This is a genomic window from Streptomyces mashuensis (assembly GCF_014654785.1).
GTDB lineage: Bacteria > Actinomycetota > Actinomycetes > Streptomycetales > Streptomycetaceae > Streptomyces > Streptomyces mashuensis.
The window spans coordinates 17,710-30,736 of record NZ_BNBD01000001.1; the positions used below are offsets into that span (position 1 = coordinate 17,710).

General features: G+C 75.3%; 11 protein-coding genes. 7 read left to right on the top strand and 4 right to left on the bottom strand.

The genetic code is table 11. The features are described 5' to 3' along the window. Positions 1-175: 175 nt before the first annotated feature. The 3 genes from IE305_RS00060 to IE305_RS00070 all read left to right on the top strand — a co-directional run bounded on the left by IE305_RS00060 (position 176) and on the right by IE305_RS00070 (position 1,182). On the top strand, positions 176-646 hold the full coding sequence (locus IE305_RS00060; protein ID WP_190127240.1) for a Dps family protein: 471 nt from the start codon (positions 176-178) through the stop codon (positions 644-646). Between the two features lie 73 nt (positions 647-719). Further along, positions 720-935: a hypothetical protein gene (locus IE305_RS00065; protein WP_190127241.1), complete on the top strand. Its 216-nt coding sequence runs from the start codon at positions 720-722 to the stop codon at positions 933-935. Between the two features lie 13 nt (positions 936-948). Further along, positions 949-1,182, top strand: a complete 234-nt coding sequence (locus IE305_RS00070; protein WP_229890382.1) for a hypothetical protein — start codon at positions 949-951, stop codon at positions 1,180-1,182. Positions 1,183-1,275: 93 nt separating this feature from the next. Here the strand turns inward: IE305_RS00070 and IE305_RS00075 are convergent, their stop codons facing one another. From IE305_RS00075 to IE305_RS00085, 3 genes are all read right to left on the bottom strand, one after another. Continuing rightward, a complete protein-coding gene (locus IE305_RS00075) occupies positions 1,276-2,079 on the bottom strand; it encodes a DNA-formamidopyrimidine glycosylase family protein (RefSeq protein WP_190127242.1) in 804 nt (267 codons plus the stop codon). Between the two features lie 21 nt (positions 2,080-2,100). Next, positions 2,101-6,846: an ATP-dependent helicase gene (locus tag IE305_RS00080; protein WP_190127243.1), complete on the bottom strand. Its 4,746-nt coding sequence runs from the start codon at positions 6,844-6,846 to the stop codon at positions 2,101-2,103. A 67-nt stretch (positions 6,847-6,913) separates the two neighbouring features. Next, the gene (locus tag IE305_RS00085) at positions 6,914-7,834 is read right to left on the bottom strand and encodes a hypothetical protein (RefSeq protein ID WP_190127244.1); all 921 of its coding nucleotides are present in this window, start codon (positions 7,832-7,834) and stop codon (positions 6,914-6,916) included. Between the two features lie 80 nt (positions 7,835-7,914). Here IE305_RS00085 and IE305_RS00090 point away from each other — a divergent pair, with 80 nt between their 5' ends. The 4 genes from IE305_RS00090 to recX all read left to right on the top strand — a co-directional run bounded on the left by IE305_RS00090 (position 7,915) and on the right by recX (position 11,133). Beyond that, complete coding sequence (locus IE305_RS00090) at positions 7,915-8,109, top strand: DUF3046 domain-containing protein (RefSeq protein WP_190127245.1); 195 nt, start codon at positions 7,915-7,917, stop codon at positions 8,107-8,109. Next, positions 8,073-9,242 carry an AI-2E family transporter gene (locus IE305_RS00095; RefSeq protein ID WP_373311480.1) on the top strand — a complete coding sequence of 390 codons (1,170 nt, stop codon included), beginning with the start codon at positions 8,073-8,075 and terminating at the stop codon, positions 9,240-9,242. Before IE305_RS00090 ends, IE305_RS00095 begins: the two co-directional genes overlap by 37 nt. A 163-nt stretch (positions 9,243-9,405) precedes the next feature. Then, the gene (gene recA / locus IE305_RS00100) at positions 9,406-10,536 is read left to right on the top strand and encodes a recombinase RecA (protein WP_190127246.1); all 1,131 of its coding nucleotides are present in this window, start codon (positions 9,406-9,408) and stop codon (positions 10,534-10,536) included. Between the two features lie 9 nt (positions 10,537-10,545). Next, the gene (gene recX / locus IE305_RS00105; RefSeq protein ID WP_190127247.1) at positions 10,546-11,133 is read left to right on the top strand and encodes a recombination regulator RecX; all 588 of its coding nucleotides are present in this window, start codon (positions 10,546-10,548) and stop codon (positions 11,131-11,133) included. Positions 11,134-11,151: 18 nt separating this feature from the next. On the opposite strand, the gene IE305_RS00110 is transcribed toward recX, so the two are convergent. Then, positions 11,152-12,879, bottom strand: a complete 1,728-nt coding sequence (locus IE305_RS00110) for an FAD-dependent monooxygenase (protein ID WP_190127248.1) — start codon at positions 12,877-12,879, stop codon at positions 11,152-11,154. Positions 12,880-13,027 lie beyond the last annotated feature (148 nt).

Genomic DNA, 13,027 nt, shown 5'->3' on the forward strand with positions numbered 1-13,027 from the left:
CGTGTTTGACGCACGGGATCCCGGTCAGATGTCTGACCGGGATCCCGTGTTTTTTGTGCCGCGTGGTCCTGGAGTGGCCCGGATTCGTGCCGTTCATCCGCCTGTGTCACGGTGGAGGGACGGGACGCCCGGACCACCACCGGAACAGGTAGACCCGGAACAGGAGGAACAGCGGATGTCTGTCGTGAAGAGCCCGCTCAACGAGCAGGACCGCAAGATCGTCGGTGATGCCCTCCAGGGCGCGCTCGTCGACCTGGTCGACCTCTCGCTCGTCGGCAAGCAGGTCCACTGGACCCTCGTCGGCCCCCGCTTCCGCTCCGTGCACCTTCAGCTGGACGAGGTGGTCACCACCGCCCGCGGGCACGGCGACACCGTGGCGGAGCGCGCCGCGGCGCTCGGCATCGCCCCGGACGGGCGGGCCGAGACGGTGGCCAAGACCAGCGGCATCGACACCCTGGGCGGCGGCTGGATCAGGGACACCGACGCCGTACGCACCCTCGTCGACGCGCTCGGCGCGGTGATCGGGCGCATGCGCGAGCGGATCGAGGCCACCGCCGAGCCGGACCCGGTCACCCAGGACATCCTCATCGGTCTCACCCGCGACCTGGAGAAGCACCACTGGATGTTCCAGGCCGAGAACGCCTGAGAACGCCTGAGCCCCGAGGTGCCCGGGCGGCCAGCGGTGGCGGGCCGCGCCCCGCGGGGGTCTCCTGGGGGACATGAGCCAGCCGCACCCGGTGATCCGCTTCACCAACGAGCTGATGACGGTCTGCGACCTCGACCAGGAGGCCGCCGGAACGTTTGTGCGGACCGTCTACCAGGAGGGCATGCACGAGGGCGAGCAGCGGGTGATCGTCGAGGTGCACCGGCGGGACCGGACGATCGCCGAGCTGGAGCGCGAGCTCGCCCGCCTGCGCGGCGAGCCCGCCGAGTGAGGCAGGGGCCGCCGTGGCCGTCCGCCCGTCCGCGCACCCGCCCCGCCGGCGTGCCGTGGAGCACGTGGCGAGGGCCCTGGTGCTGGTGTCGGCCGTGGTGTGGTGCGGGGCCGTCCTGCGGATCCTCACCCACCCGGGCCACACCGGTTTCGTGGAAGGGCTGCTGGCCGCCGGTGGCTGGAGCCTGAGCCTGCTGCCGGTGCACTGCACGCCCCGCTCCCGGCGGGGCGGCGAGCGGGAGGACTGACGGCCCGCCTCGCCCGCCCTCGTAGGTCTTTCCGGCACGCGTCCCACCCGTCACGGGTCTCACCCGTACGGGGGAACGGCGTGGCCGGAGCCGTCAGACCGGCGGGGCCGGGCCGTTCTGGCAGTGCGGGCACCAGTACGTGCTCCGCTCCTGGCCCGCCGGGCCCTGGTCCGCGGCGAGGACCGGTGTGCCGCAGCGGCGGCAGGGCCGGCCGCCGCGCCCGTACACCCACAGTCGCCGGTCGGGCCGGGCGTCGGCGGTGGTGATGCGGGCCGTGCGGTCCTTGTTGGCCTCCAGCAGCTTCTTGGCGAGGGCCGTCAGCCGTTCGGGCGACGGCAGGGACGCCACGGGCAGCCAGGGCGTGACCCGCAGCAGGAAGCACAGCTCCGACTTGTACACGTTGCCGATCCCGGCGAGGTTCCGCTGGTCGAGCAGGGCCTCGCCGAGCGTGCGGCCGGGGTCGGAGAGCAGCCGGCGCAGTGCCTCGTCCGGGTCCCAGTCCTGGCCCAGCAGGTCGGGGCCCAGGTGCCCGACGACGGTGCTCTCGTCCGCGGTGCGCAGGAGCTCCAGCACGGGCAGGCGGTAGCCGACCGCGGTGTGGCGGGCGGTGCCCACGACGGCCCGGATCTGGTGGGCGGGGCCGGCGGGGCGGACCCGCCCGCCCGTGGGGCCGGTCCGCCAGGTGCCCTCCATGCCGAGGTGGGAGTGCAGGGTCAGGCCGCCGCCGAACCGCATGAGCAGGTGCTTGCCGCGCGCCACCACCTCGATGACCTGCCGGCCGGCCAGATCAGTGGTGGCCAGCCGCGGCACCCGCAGGTCGCACCGGACGACCGGATCGCCCGCCAGCGCCCGGTGCAGGTCCCGGGCGGTGCGCCAGACGGTGTCTCCTTCGGGCATACCGCCCATGATGTCGCCTGCTCAGGGCGCCCGCAGACGCAGCCCCCGCGGAGTGGCGTGGAAGCCCTCGGACTCCAGCAGCGCGGCCAGCGGCGAGGAGAGCGCGGGGGAGCCGTTCACCCGCTCCACGGTGACGGTGCCCAGCGCGCCGCCGCGGGCCGCCTCGGCCAGCGCGGCCACCGCCTCGCGCAGCGCCGGGTCGTCCGCGTCCTCCGCCCCGCCCGCCGACGTGTCCCCTGCGGGCCAGGCCAGGAGCGTCTTGCCGCCCCGCTCGACGTACAGGGCGAGCGCGCCGTCGACCAGGACGACCAGCGAGCCCGCCTTGCGGCCCGGTTTGTGGGTGGCTCCCGCCGGCGGGTCCGGCCAGGACAGGGCCGCGCCGTACGCGTTGGCGGGGTCCGCGGCGGCCAGCACCAGCGCGCGGCGGCGCCCCGGCCGGCCGTGCCCGGGACGCCCGGTGTCCCAGGACGGACCATCGCCCGCCCGCTCACGGGCGGTGCTCGCCGCGCGCAGCCGGTCGACGGCGCCCTCCATGGCGAACTGCGCCGCGCCCAGCCCCTCCACGACGTAGCCCCGCCGGGCCTGCCCGCTCTCCTCGAAGGCGGACAGCACCCGGTAGGCGGCGGAGAAGCCGCCCTCGACGCCCTCGGCCGCGACGGCGCCGCGGGTCACCACGCCGTGCCGGTCCAGGAGCGTACGGGCCAGGGCGTGCGCCCGGTGCGTGGTGTCCGGCTCGCGCTCGGGCAGCAGGGCCCAGCGGCCGGCCACGGTGGGCGGTCCGCCGCGGGAGGCCGGGGGCCGCAGGCCGGGGCCGGCCAGGGCGGCACGGCCGGCGAAGCCGCCGTACCGGCCGCGCGGGACGGAGCGGCGGGCGCGGTGCGCGGTGGAGCCGGCCGTGCGCCCGGAGCCCAGCAGGGCCCGCAGCGGCGCGAGCGTGTCGTTGGTGAGCCGGCCCGACCAGGCCAGGTCCCACAGCGCCTCGGCGATGCGGGCCTCCGAGGCGGCCGTGTCGTCCACGTCCGCGCCGGCGGCCCGTACGCGTTCGGCGATCTGGCGGAAGAACAGGCCGTGGCCGCCGGAGAGGGCGTCGAGGACGGCCCGGTGCACCGGGGAGAGCTCCAGCGGGTGGGGCGGGGGCAGCAGCAGGGGCGCGGTGTCGGCCGGCAGCAGCGTCACCCAGCCGTCCTTCCCCGGCAGGGCGCCCGCCCCGGCCCACACGACCTCGCCGGCCGCCGTGAGCTCGTCGAGCATCGCCGGCTGATAATCCGTCACGCGCGCGGGCAGCACGAGCTTCTCCAGCGCGGAGGCGGGCACCGGGGCGCCCTGGAGCTGCTCCACCGCGCGCAGCAGGCCGTCGATGCCGCGCAGGCTGTCGGAGCCCACGTGCTGCCAGGCGGGCAGGAACGCGGCGAGTGTGGCGGGCGGTACGGGCTCCAGCTCGTGCCGCAGCGCGGCCAGGGAGCGCCGTCGCAGGCGGCGCAGCACGGCGGCGTCGCACCATTCCTGGCCCATCCCCGACGGATGGAACTCGCCCTGGACGATGCGGCCCGTGGCGGCCAGGCGTTGCAGGGCGCCGTCGGTCACCGCGGTGCCCAGGCCGAAGCGGGCGGCGGCCTGCGCGGAGGTGAACGGGCCGTGGGTGCGGGCGTAGCGGGCGAGGAGGTCGCCCAGCGGGTCCTTGACGGGCTCGGTGAACGCCTCGGGCACGCCCACGGGCAGCGCTGTGCCCAGCGCGTCGCGCAGCCGGCCGGCGTCCTCGACCGCCGCCCAGTGGTCCTGCCCGGCGATGCGGACGCGCAGGGCGCGGCGGGCGTCCGCCAGCTCCTGCGCCCAGCCCGGTTCGGCGCCGCGCGCGGCCAGCTCGTCACCGGTGAGCGGGCCCAGCAGCCGCAGCAGGTCGGCGACGCCCTCGACGTCCTTGGCGCGGCGGTCCTCCGTGAGCCACTGCAGCTCCTGTTCGAGCTCGGCGAGGACCTCGGGGTCGAGCAGTTCGCGCAGCTCGGCCTGGCCCAGGAGCTCGGCCAGCAGCCGCGAGTCGAGCGACAGGGCGGCGGCGCGCCGCTCGGCGAGCGGCGAGTCGCCCTCGTACAGGAACTGGGCGACGTAGCCGAACAGCAGGGAGCGGGCGAAGGGGGACGGCTCGGGGGTGGTGACCTCCACCAGGCGGACCCGGCGGGCCTCGATGTCGCCCATCAGCTCCGTCAGGCCGGGCACGTCGAAGACGTCCTGGAGGCACTCGCGGACCGCCTCCAGGACGATGGGGAAGGACCCGAACTCGCCGGCGACCTGGAGGAGCTGGGCGGCGCGCTGCCGCTGCTGCCACAAGGGGGTGCGCTTGCCGGGGTTGCGGCGGGGCAGCAGCAGGGCGCGGGCGGCGCACTCGCGGAAGCGCGAGGCGAACAGGGCCGAGCCGCCCACCTGTTCGGTGACGACCCGGTCGACCTCGCCCTTGTCGAAGACGACGTCCGCGGCGCCCACGGGCGACTGTTCGCTGTCGTACGCGGTGTCCTGCCGGGCCGGGCCGGCGTCCAGCAGGTCGAGGCCCATCAGGTCGGCGTCGGGCAGGCGCAGCACGATGCCGTCGTCGGCGTGCATCACCTGGGCGTCGAGCCCGTACCGCTCGGCGAGCCGGGCGCCCAGCGCCAGCGCCCAGGGGGCGTGCACCTGGGCGCCGAAGGGGGAGTGCACGACGACGCGCCAGTCGCCGAGTTCGTCGCGGAACCGTTCGACGACGATGGTGCGGTCGTCGGGCACGTGCCCGCAGGCGCGCCGCTGCTCGTCCAGGTACGACACGACGTTGCCGGCCGCCCATGCGTCGAGCCCGGCGGCCGTGAGGCGGGCGCGGGCGGCCTCCGCGTCGAGGGAGCCGACCTCGCGGAGGAACGCGCCGAGGGCGCGTCCCAGTTCGAGCGGGCGACCCAGCTGGTCGCCCTTCCAGAAGGGCAGCCTGCCGAGCGTTCCGGGGGCGGGGGTGACCAGGACGCGGTCGCGGGTGATGTCCTCGATGCGCCAGGACGTCGTGCCCAGGGTGAAGACGTCGCCGACGCGCGACTCGTAGACCATCTCCTCGTCCAGCTCGCCGACGCGGCCGCCGCCCTTCTTGGGGTCGGCGCCGGCGAGGAAGACGCCGAACAGGCCGCGGTCGGGGATGGTGCCGCCGGACGTCACGGCCAGCCGCTGGGCGCCGGGGCGGCCGGTGACCGTGTTGGCGATCCGGTCCCACACCAGGCGGGGCCGCAGCTCGGCGAAGGCGTCGGACGGGTAGCGGCCGGCGAGCATGTCGAGCACGCCGTGGTACGCCGACTCGGGCAGCGCCGCGAAGGGCGCCGCCCGCCGCACCAGGGCCAGCAGCTCGTCGACGTCCCAGGGGTCCAGGGACACCATGGCGACGATCTGCTGGGCGAGGACGTCCAGCGGGTTGGCGGGGACGCGCAGCGACTCGATGGCGCCCTGCCGCATCCGTTCGGTGACCACGGCGGCCTGGACGAGGTCGCCCCGGTACTTGGGGAAGACGACGCCCGTGGAGACGGCGCCGACCTGGTGGCCGGCGCGGCCCACGCGCTGGAGGCCCGAGGCGACGGACGGCGGCGACTCGACCTGCACCACCAGGTCGACGGCGCCCATGTCGATGCCCAGCTCCAGGCTGGAGGTGGCGACGACGGCCGGCAGCCGGCCCGCCTTCAGGTCCTCCTCGACCAGGGCCCGCTGCTCCTTGGAGACCGAGCCGTGATGGGCGCGGGCCAGCAGCGGCGGCGCGCCCCGGGCCGGGCCCGAGCCGCCCATGAGGTCGGCGGGGGCGTGGTCCTCGGGCAGCGCCTCGCCGGTGGCGCGCTCGTAGGCGATCTCGTTGAGCCGGTTGCACAGCCGCTCGGCCAGGCGGCGCGAGTTGGCGAAGACGATGGTGGAGCGGTGTGCCTGCACCAGGTCGGCGATGCGCTCCTCGACGTGCGGCCAGATCGACGGCTTCTCCTTGCCGTCGCCGCCCTCCTGCACGGGTGAGCCGCCCAGCTCGCCGAGGTCCTCCACGGGCACGACCACCGACAGGTCGAACTCCTTGCCGGAGGGCGGCTGGACGATCTCGACGCGACGGCGCGGCGAGAGGAAACGCGCCACCTCGTCCACCGGGCGGACGGTCGCCGACAGGCCGATGCGGCGGGCGGGCCGCGGCAGCAGGGTGTCCAGCCGCTCCAGCGACAGCGCCAGGTGGGCGCCGCGCTTGGTGCCCGCGACGGCGTGCACCTCGTCGAGGATCACGGTCTCCACGCCCGTCAGCGCGTCCCGGGCGGCGGAGGTCAGCATGAGGAACAGCGACTCGGGCGTGGTGATGAGGATGTCCGGCGGCCGGGTCACCAGGGCGCGGCGCTCGGGCGCGGGCGTGTCGCCGGAGCGGATGCCGACCCGGATCTCGGGCTCCGGCAGGCCCATGCGCACGGCTTCCTGGCGGATGCCGGTCAGCGGGCTGCGCAGGTTGCGCTCGACGTCCACGGCGAGGGCCTTCAGCGGCGAGACGTACAGCACACGGCAGCGCTTCTTGCGGTCGGCGGGCGGCGGAGTGCTCGCCAGCCGGTCCAGGGAGGCCAGGAACGCGGCCAGCGTCTTGCCCGAGCCCGTGGGCGCCACGACCAGGACGTCCGACCCCTGCCCGATGGCCTGCCAGGCCCCGGCCTGGGCGGCCGTGGGCGCGGTGAAGGCCCCCGTGAACCACGCGCGGGTCGCGGGGGAGAACCCGGCGAGGGCCGAAGTCGTGTCGTCCGCCATGCCCACCATCGTGCACCGCACCACTGACAACGGCTCCGGAGCGCAGGTCAGGGGTGGTTCGGGAGGGGCTGCGGGGTCAGACGGTGCGGCCGTACGCCCGCAGGGTCAGCAGCGCGTCGATCGTCACCATCGGCCGGCCCTCCAGGGCCGTGCCCGGGGCCCACGCCCGCCAGAGGACGGGCCAGCCGCCGTCGTCCTGCTGGGCGGCGGCGAGGTGGTCCAGCGCGCGGTCCACCTCGGCGTCGGTGAACCAGCGCCGGGCCAGCGAGTGCGGCGTGCGCGCGTAGTCGTACGGGAAGTGGTACTCGCCGGGCGCGTAGCCGTCCGGGAGGGGGTGGCCGTCGAGCCCGGCGGGGTCCAGCACGGCCAGCCGCTGCTCGCGCACCGCACGCCCCAGCCGCTCGGCCGCCGCCTCGGCCCGCCGCCGGTCCGGCGCCCCGTCCAGGAAGGCCACGGCCGCCATCACCTCGTACGGGTGGGTGCGCGCGCCCCGGCCCAGGGCCTCGACGGCGGCCCAGCAGAAGTCGGTGGCCCGGAACAGCCAGGCGTGCCACACCTCGTTCCGGTGCAGCAGGCCCACCACGGGGCCGGTGGCCAGCAGGTCGCTGGGCGGGTCGTCCACCAGGGGCAGCCAGGGGGCCGCGGGGTAGCCGCGCAGGGACGGGTGCAGGGCGGGCAGGGCACCGTCGGGCGTGGAGACCGCCGTCAGGTAGCGGCACACGCGTTCGGCCCGCTGGTCGCGGCAGCGGCCGATCTCGTCCAGCACCCGCAGCCCGAGCGCGGTGTGCAGCGGCTGGCTCACCGGGCCGCGCAGGTCCGGCTCCAGGCCGTGGCCGAAGCCGCCGTCGTCGCCCGCGTAGGCGGTCAGCGCCGCCTCCACGGCGTCGGGGTGGCCGCCGAGGAAGTGGAAGGCGAATCTGCGCTGCTCCAGGACGCGCGCGGTGAGCCAGACGAACTGCTCGGCGCGCGCGACGGCGGATGATCCGGACGGTGCCATGGACAAGACCGTAGGCCGCCGGACGCCCCGGGTCACCGGCTCGTGCGCGGCTGCACTCTCAGGAGCGGGATACTTGCCCCATGCGGTTGACGGTCTTCTGGCAGCGAATGGCGGATCACTTCGGTGGCGCCTACGCCGACTCCTTCGCACGTGACCACGTGATGTCCGAGCTCGGCGGGAGGACCGTCCACCAGGCGCTCGCCGCCGGCTGGGACGCCAAGGACGTCTGGCGCGGAGTGTGCGAGGCGATGGAGATCCCCCGGGACCGGCGGTGACGTCCCCGGGCTCCGGAATGCCCCGCTGGGTGCCCCGCGCGATCGTGGTGGGGCTCGCCCTCGTGGCCTGCTTCCAGGTCTCCGTCTGGGCCTTCCACCGGCTCTACGGCCTGTTTCTGGACGTGCTGATCGCCTTCTTCGTGGCCCTGGCCGTGGAGCCCCCGGTGCAGCGGCTGGCCGCCCGCGGCATGCGCCGCGGCCTGGCCACCGGGCTGGTGTTCCTGGTGGTGGCCGTGGTGACGACCGGCTTCCTCACCCTGATGGGCTCCATGCTGGCGGACCAGGTCGGCACGATGGTGGAGAACTTCCCCTCGTACCTCGACTCGGTGATCGCCTGGATCAACCACACGTTCGGCACGGACCTGTCCCGAGTGAAGATCCAGAAGAGCGTGCTGCACTCCGACTGGCTGCGGAAGTACGCCAGCAGCGGCGCCTCGGGTGTGCTGGACGTCTCCGCCACGGTCCTGGGCGGCCTGTTCGAGCTGCTGGCCGTCCTGCTGTTCTCGTTCTACTTCGCGGCCGACGGGCCGAGGCTGCGCCGCGCCCTGTGCTCGGTGCTGCCCCCGCGGCGCCAGGCGGAGGTGCTGCGCGCCTGGGAGCTGGCGGTGGCCAAGACCGGCGGCTACATCTACTCGCGCGCCCTGATGGCGCTGGTGTCCGGGGCCGCCCACTACGTGCTGCTGGCGGCGCTCGGCGTGCCGTACGCGCCGGCGCTGGCGGTGTGGGTCGGCCTGGTCTCCCAGTTCGTGCCCACCATCGGCACCTACCTCGCCGGGGCGCTCCCGGTGCTGCTCGCCTTCACCGTCGGCCCCTGGTACGCGGTGTGGGTGCTGGCCTTCGTGGTGGTCTACCAGCAGTTCGAGAACTACCTGCTCCAGCCGCGCATCACCGCGCGGACCGTCGACATCCACCCGGCCGTGGCGTTCGGGTCGGTCGTGGCGGGCGCCGCGCTGCTCGGTGCGGTGGGCGCGCTGATCGCCATCCCGGCGACGGCGACGTTGCAGGCGTTCCTGGGGGTGTACGTGCGGCGGTACGAAGTGGTGGGGACGGCCGGGGCTCCGGGTGCAGGTGGGGAGGACGGGGGTTCGTCGCCGGACCGCGACACGGGTGACGGCCCCGGCGATCCCGCTTGACACTAAATTCGAACATCCATTCTCATGGGGGTTCCGGGCCTGCTGGAGCGGGTGATTCCGCGGAGTTTTCCACAGGCCGGGCCGGCGCCCGGGCGCATTGTCAGTGGCAGGCGTTAGCGTCGTGAACGTGAAGCGATCGACTCAAGCAAACCGGGTGGAACCCATGGCAGGAACCGACCGCGAGAAGGCGCTCGACGCCGCGCTCGCGCAGATTGAACGGCAATTCGGCAAGGGCGCCGTGATGCGCCTGGGCGAGCGGCCGAACGAGCCCATCGAGGTCATCCCCACCGGGTCGACCGCTCTCGACGTCGCCCTCGGCGTCGGCGGCCTGCCGCGCGGCCGCGTGGTGGAGGTCTACGGACCGGAGTCCTCCGGTAAGACGACCCTGACGCTGCACGCCGTGGCCAACGCCCAGCGGGCCGGCGGCACGGTCGCCTTCGTGGACGCCGAGCACGCCCTCGACCCCGAGTACGCCAAGAAGCTGGGCGTCGACATCGACTCCCTGATCCTCTCCCAGCCCGACAACGGCGAGCAGGCCCTCGAGATCGTGGACATGCTGGTCCGCTCCGGCGCCCTCGACCTCATCGTCATCGACTCCGTCGCCGCGCTCGTGCCGCGCGCGGAGATCGAGGGCGAGATGGGCGACTCGCACGTCGGCCTCCAGGCCCGCCTGATGAGCCAGGCGCTGCGGAAGATCACCGGTGCGCTCAACCAGTCCAAGACCACCGCGATCTTCATCAACCAGCTCCGTGAGAAGGTCGGCGTGATGTTCGGCTCGCCGGAGACCACCACCGGTGGCCGCGCGCTGAAGTTCTACGCCTCGGTCCGCCTGGACATCCGCCGCATCGAGACCCTGAAGGACGGCACCGAGGCCGTCGGCAACCGCACCCGCGTCAAGGTCGTGAAGAACAAGGTCGCGCCGCCCTTCAAGCAGGCCGAGTTCGACATCCTCTACGGCCAGGGCATCAGCCGTGAGGGCGGCCTGATCGACATGGGCGTGGAGCACGGCTTCATCCGCAAGGCCGGCGCCTGGTACACGTACGAGGGCGACCAGCTCGGCCAGGGCAAGGAGAACGCCCGCAACTTCCTGAAGGACAACCCCGACCTCGCCAACGAGATCGAGAAGAAGATCAAGGAGAAGCTGGGCGTGGGCGTGAAGCCCGGCGAGCAGGCGCCCGAGGCCGGCCCGGACGCCGCGGCCGGCCCGGACGCCGCCGAGCCCGTCAAGACGGTGCCCGCCCCGGCGGCGAAGGCCGGCGCCAAGGCCGCCAAGGCCACGGCGGCCAAGGCCTAGTCCGCAGCCGTGTCCCACCCGTCTGACCCGTCCCACCACCGGACGGACGGCGACGCCCCCTCCCCGTCGAGGGCCGGGGGCGGGGCGCCGCCGTCTCCCGAGGAGCAGGCGCGGGCCATCTGCCTGCGCCTGCTCACCGGGTCGCCCCGGACACGCCGGCAGCTGGCCGACGCCCTGGCCCGGCGCGGCATCCCGGCCGAGGCGGCCGAGGAGGTGCTGTCCCGGTTCGAGGACGTGGGCCTCATCGACGACGCCGCCTTCGCCGGCGCCTGGGTGGAGTCCCGCCACCGCGGCCGCGGCCTGGCCCGCCGCGCCCTCGCCCGCGAGCTGCGCACCCGGGGCGTGGACTCCGCCGTCGTCGACGAGGCCGTGGGCCGCCTCGACCCGGAGCAGGAGGAGCGCACCGCCCGCGAGCTCGTCGACCGCAAGCTGCGCTCCACCCGTGGCCTGGACCGCGAGAAGCGGCTCCGCCGCCTCGCGGGCATGCTGGCCCGCAAGGGCTACCCGGAGGGCCTCGCCCTGCGCGTGGTGCGCCGCGCGCTGGAGGAGGAGGGCGACGACCCGGAGCTGCTGGAGCAGTACCTGCCGGAGGTGTGAGTCCGGCCGGGCAGGACTTCAGCGGTTCGCCGTCGCCTCCTCCGGCACTGCCGCACCGGAGGGCTCCGCGACCCGAGCGGGCGGGGGCGCCGGGGCCACCGCCCCGCCGCGGGCCGCGTCCGCGCACGCGTACAGCTCCGCCGGCCGCACCCCGGAGAGGGCCGCCACCAGGCAGCCGTCCGGGCGCACCACCAGGACCGTGTGCGCCGGCGCGCCCGGATAGTCCTCGGTCACCAGCAGTTCCGCGCGCATCGGCAGGGCGGAGACGGCCGCGGCGAGGCCGGGCATCAGTCCGGCGCCCATCCAGTGCCGCCGCTCCCACACACCCGTACCGGGCGCCACGAGCACCACCAGCAGGTCGCCGCCGAGCCGGTCCCGCAGCCCCGTGCAGGAGCCGTCCGGCGCGGTCACCGGCACGTCCGCGACCTGCGCCCCGGGCTCCGTGCCCACCAGCACCGAGCCCGCCGGGGGCGCGGCCGGCGCCAGCGGCGTCCGGGCGTGCACCGGCAGCGCGCCCAGCGCCCCCCGGCCCAGATGCCCCTCGGCCAGCAGCCGGTCGTGGCCGCGTACCGCTCCCGGCACCACCGTGCGCCGTACGGCGTGCCAGCCGCCCTCGCAGCGCACCGCCTGCAGGGCCCGGTCGGCGGCGCGCAGCCGGGCCGCCACCGCCGTCCGCCGCTCGGCCTGGTAGCTGTCCAGCAGGGCGTCGGAGGCACCGTGGTGCCAGGCCAGCGCCAGCTTCCACGCGAGGTTCTCGGCGTCCTGCAACCCCTCGTCGAGCCCCTGGGTGCCCAGCGCACCCATCAGGTGGGCGGCGTCGCCGGCGAGGAAGGCGCGCCCGCTGCGCCAGCGGCGCGCGAGGCGGTGGTGCACGGCGTGCACACCGGTGTCCAGGAGTTCGTACGCCGGGATGTCGCCGCACCACACCGTCAACGCGTCGTGCACGCGGGCCAGCAGGTCGTCCGGCGTGACCAGCGCGCCGTCCGGCGGAAGCAGCCAGTCCAGCCGCCACACGCCGCCCGGCAGCGGGCGGGCCGTCACCTCGCCGCCGCGCGGCGGCGAGCGGTGCAGCACCGCCTCGCCCGGCCACGGCAGCTCCGCCCGCAGCGCGGCCACGGCGTGGCGCTCCACGGCGGTGCGGCCGGGGAAACGGGCCCCCAGCAGCTTCCGGACGACGGACCGCGCGCCGTCGCAGCCGACGAGGTAACTGCCCCGCCAGCTCGTGCCGTTGTCGCCGCGCGTGTGCACCGTGACGCCCGCGGAGTCCTGCTGCAGTATCGTCACGCGGCTGTCCCCGGCCACCCGGACGTCGGCCTCCCGTTCGAGGGCGAGGCGGAGTTCGCGGACGAGGGCGTGCTGCGGCAGGTGCAGCGGAGACGGTTCTGCCGGCGCCCCCACCACGTCGTCGGCCCCGTCCGGGCCGCCCTCGGGCGCGTCGCGTTCGCGCTCGGCCGGCTTCTCGTCCTCCCCCGGCTCGGCGAACGGCACCCGCGCCACGACGGTCCTGCGGCGCATCGTGCGCCACGCCGTCCAGCGCGTCCCGCCGTCCGGGACGCATCCCAGCCGCGTCAGCAGGGCCGCCGTCTCCGGGCGCAGGACGACGGTGCGGGCCGCGCGCCGCTCCTCCTGGCCCGGTGGCTGCTGCGGTGCCTCGTCCAGGACCGTGACCGGCACCTCGTACCGGGCGAGCGCGAGGGCGAGGGTCAGCCCGACCGGGCCGGCCCCGACGACGATCACCGGGTCCACGGCACGGCCCCCCGACGCGCGGAGGGACCGGTGACCTCACCGCGCTCGTGGTGCGTACGGGACGTACGGGGACTGGCGGGAGGAAAACGGTGCGCGATCACAGAACGTATGCAACCCATTGCCGGTTCGTGCGTCAAGTGATCAGCCG

Bases quoted from the DNA above. Each gene is read 5' to 3' on its own strand.
- IE305_RS00060 (WP_190127240.1), top strand. From the start codon at position 176: ATGTCTGTCGTGAAGAGCCCGCTCAACGAGCAGGACCGCAAGATCGTC.
- IE305_RS00065 (WP_190127241.1), top strand. From the start codon at position 720: ATGAGCCAGCCGCACCCGGTGATCCGCTTCACCAACGAGCTGATGACG.
- IE305_RS00075 (WP_190127242.1), bottom strand. From the start codon at position 2,079: ATGCCCGAAGGAGACACCGTCTGGCGCACCGCCCGGGACCTGCACCGG.
- IE305_RS00080 (WP_190127243.1), bottom strand. From the start codon at position 6,846: ATGGTGGGCATGGCGGACGACACGACTTCGGCCCTCGCCGGGTTCTCC.
- IE305_RS00085 (WP_190127244.1), bottom strand. From the start codon at position 7,834: ATGGCACCGTCCGGATCATCCGCCGTCGCGCGCGCCGAGCAGTTCGTC.
- IE305_RS00090 (WP_190127245.1), top strand. From the start codon at position 7,915: ATGCGGTTGACGGTCTTCTGGCAGCGAATGGCGGATCACTTCGGTGGC.
- recA (WP_190127246.1), top strand. From the start codon at position 9,406: ATGGCAGGAACCGACCGCGAGAAGGCGCTCGACGCCGCGCTCGCGCAG.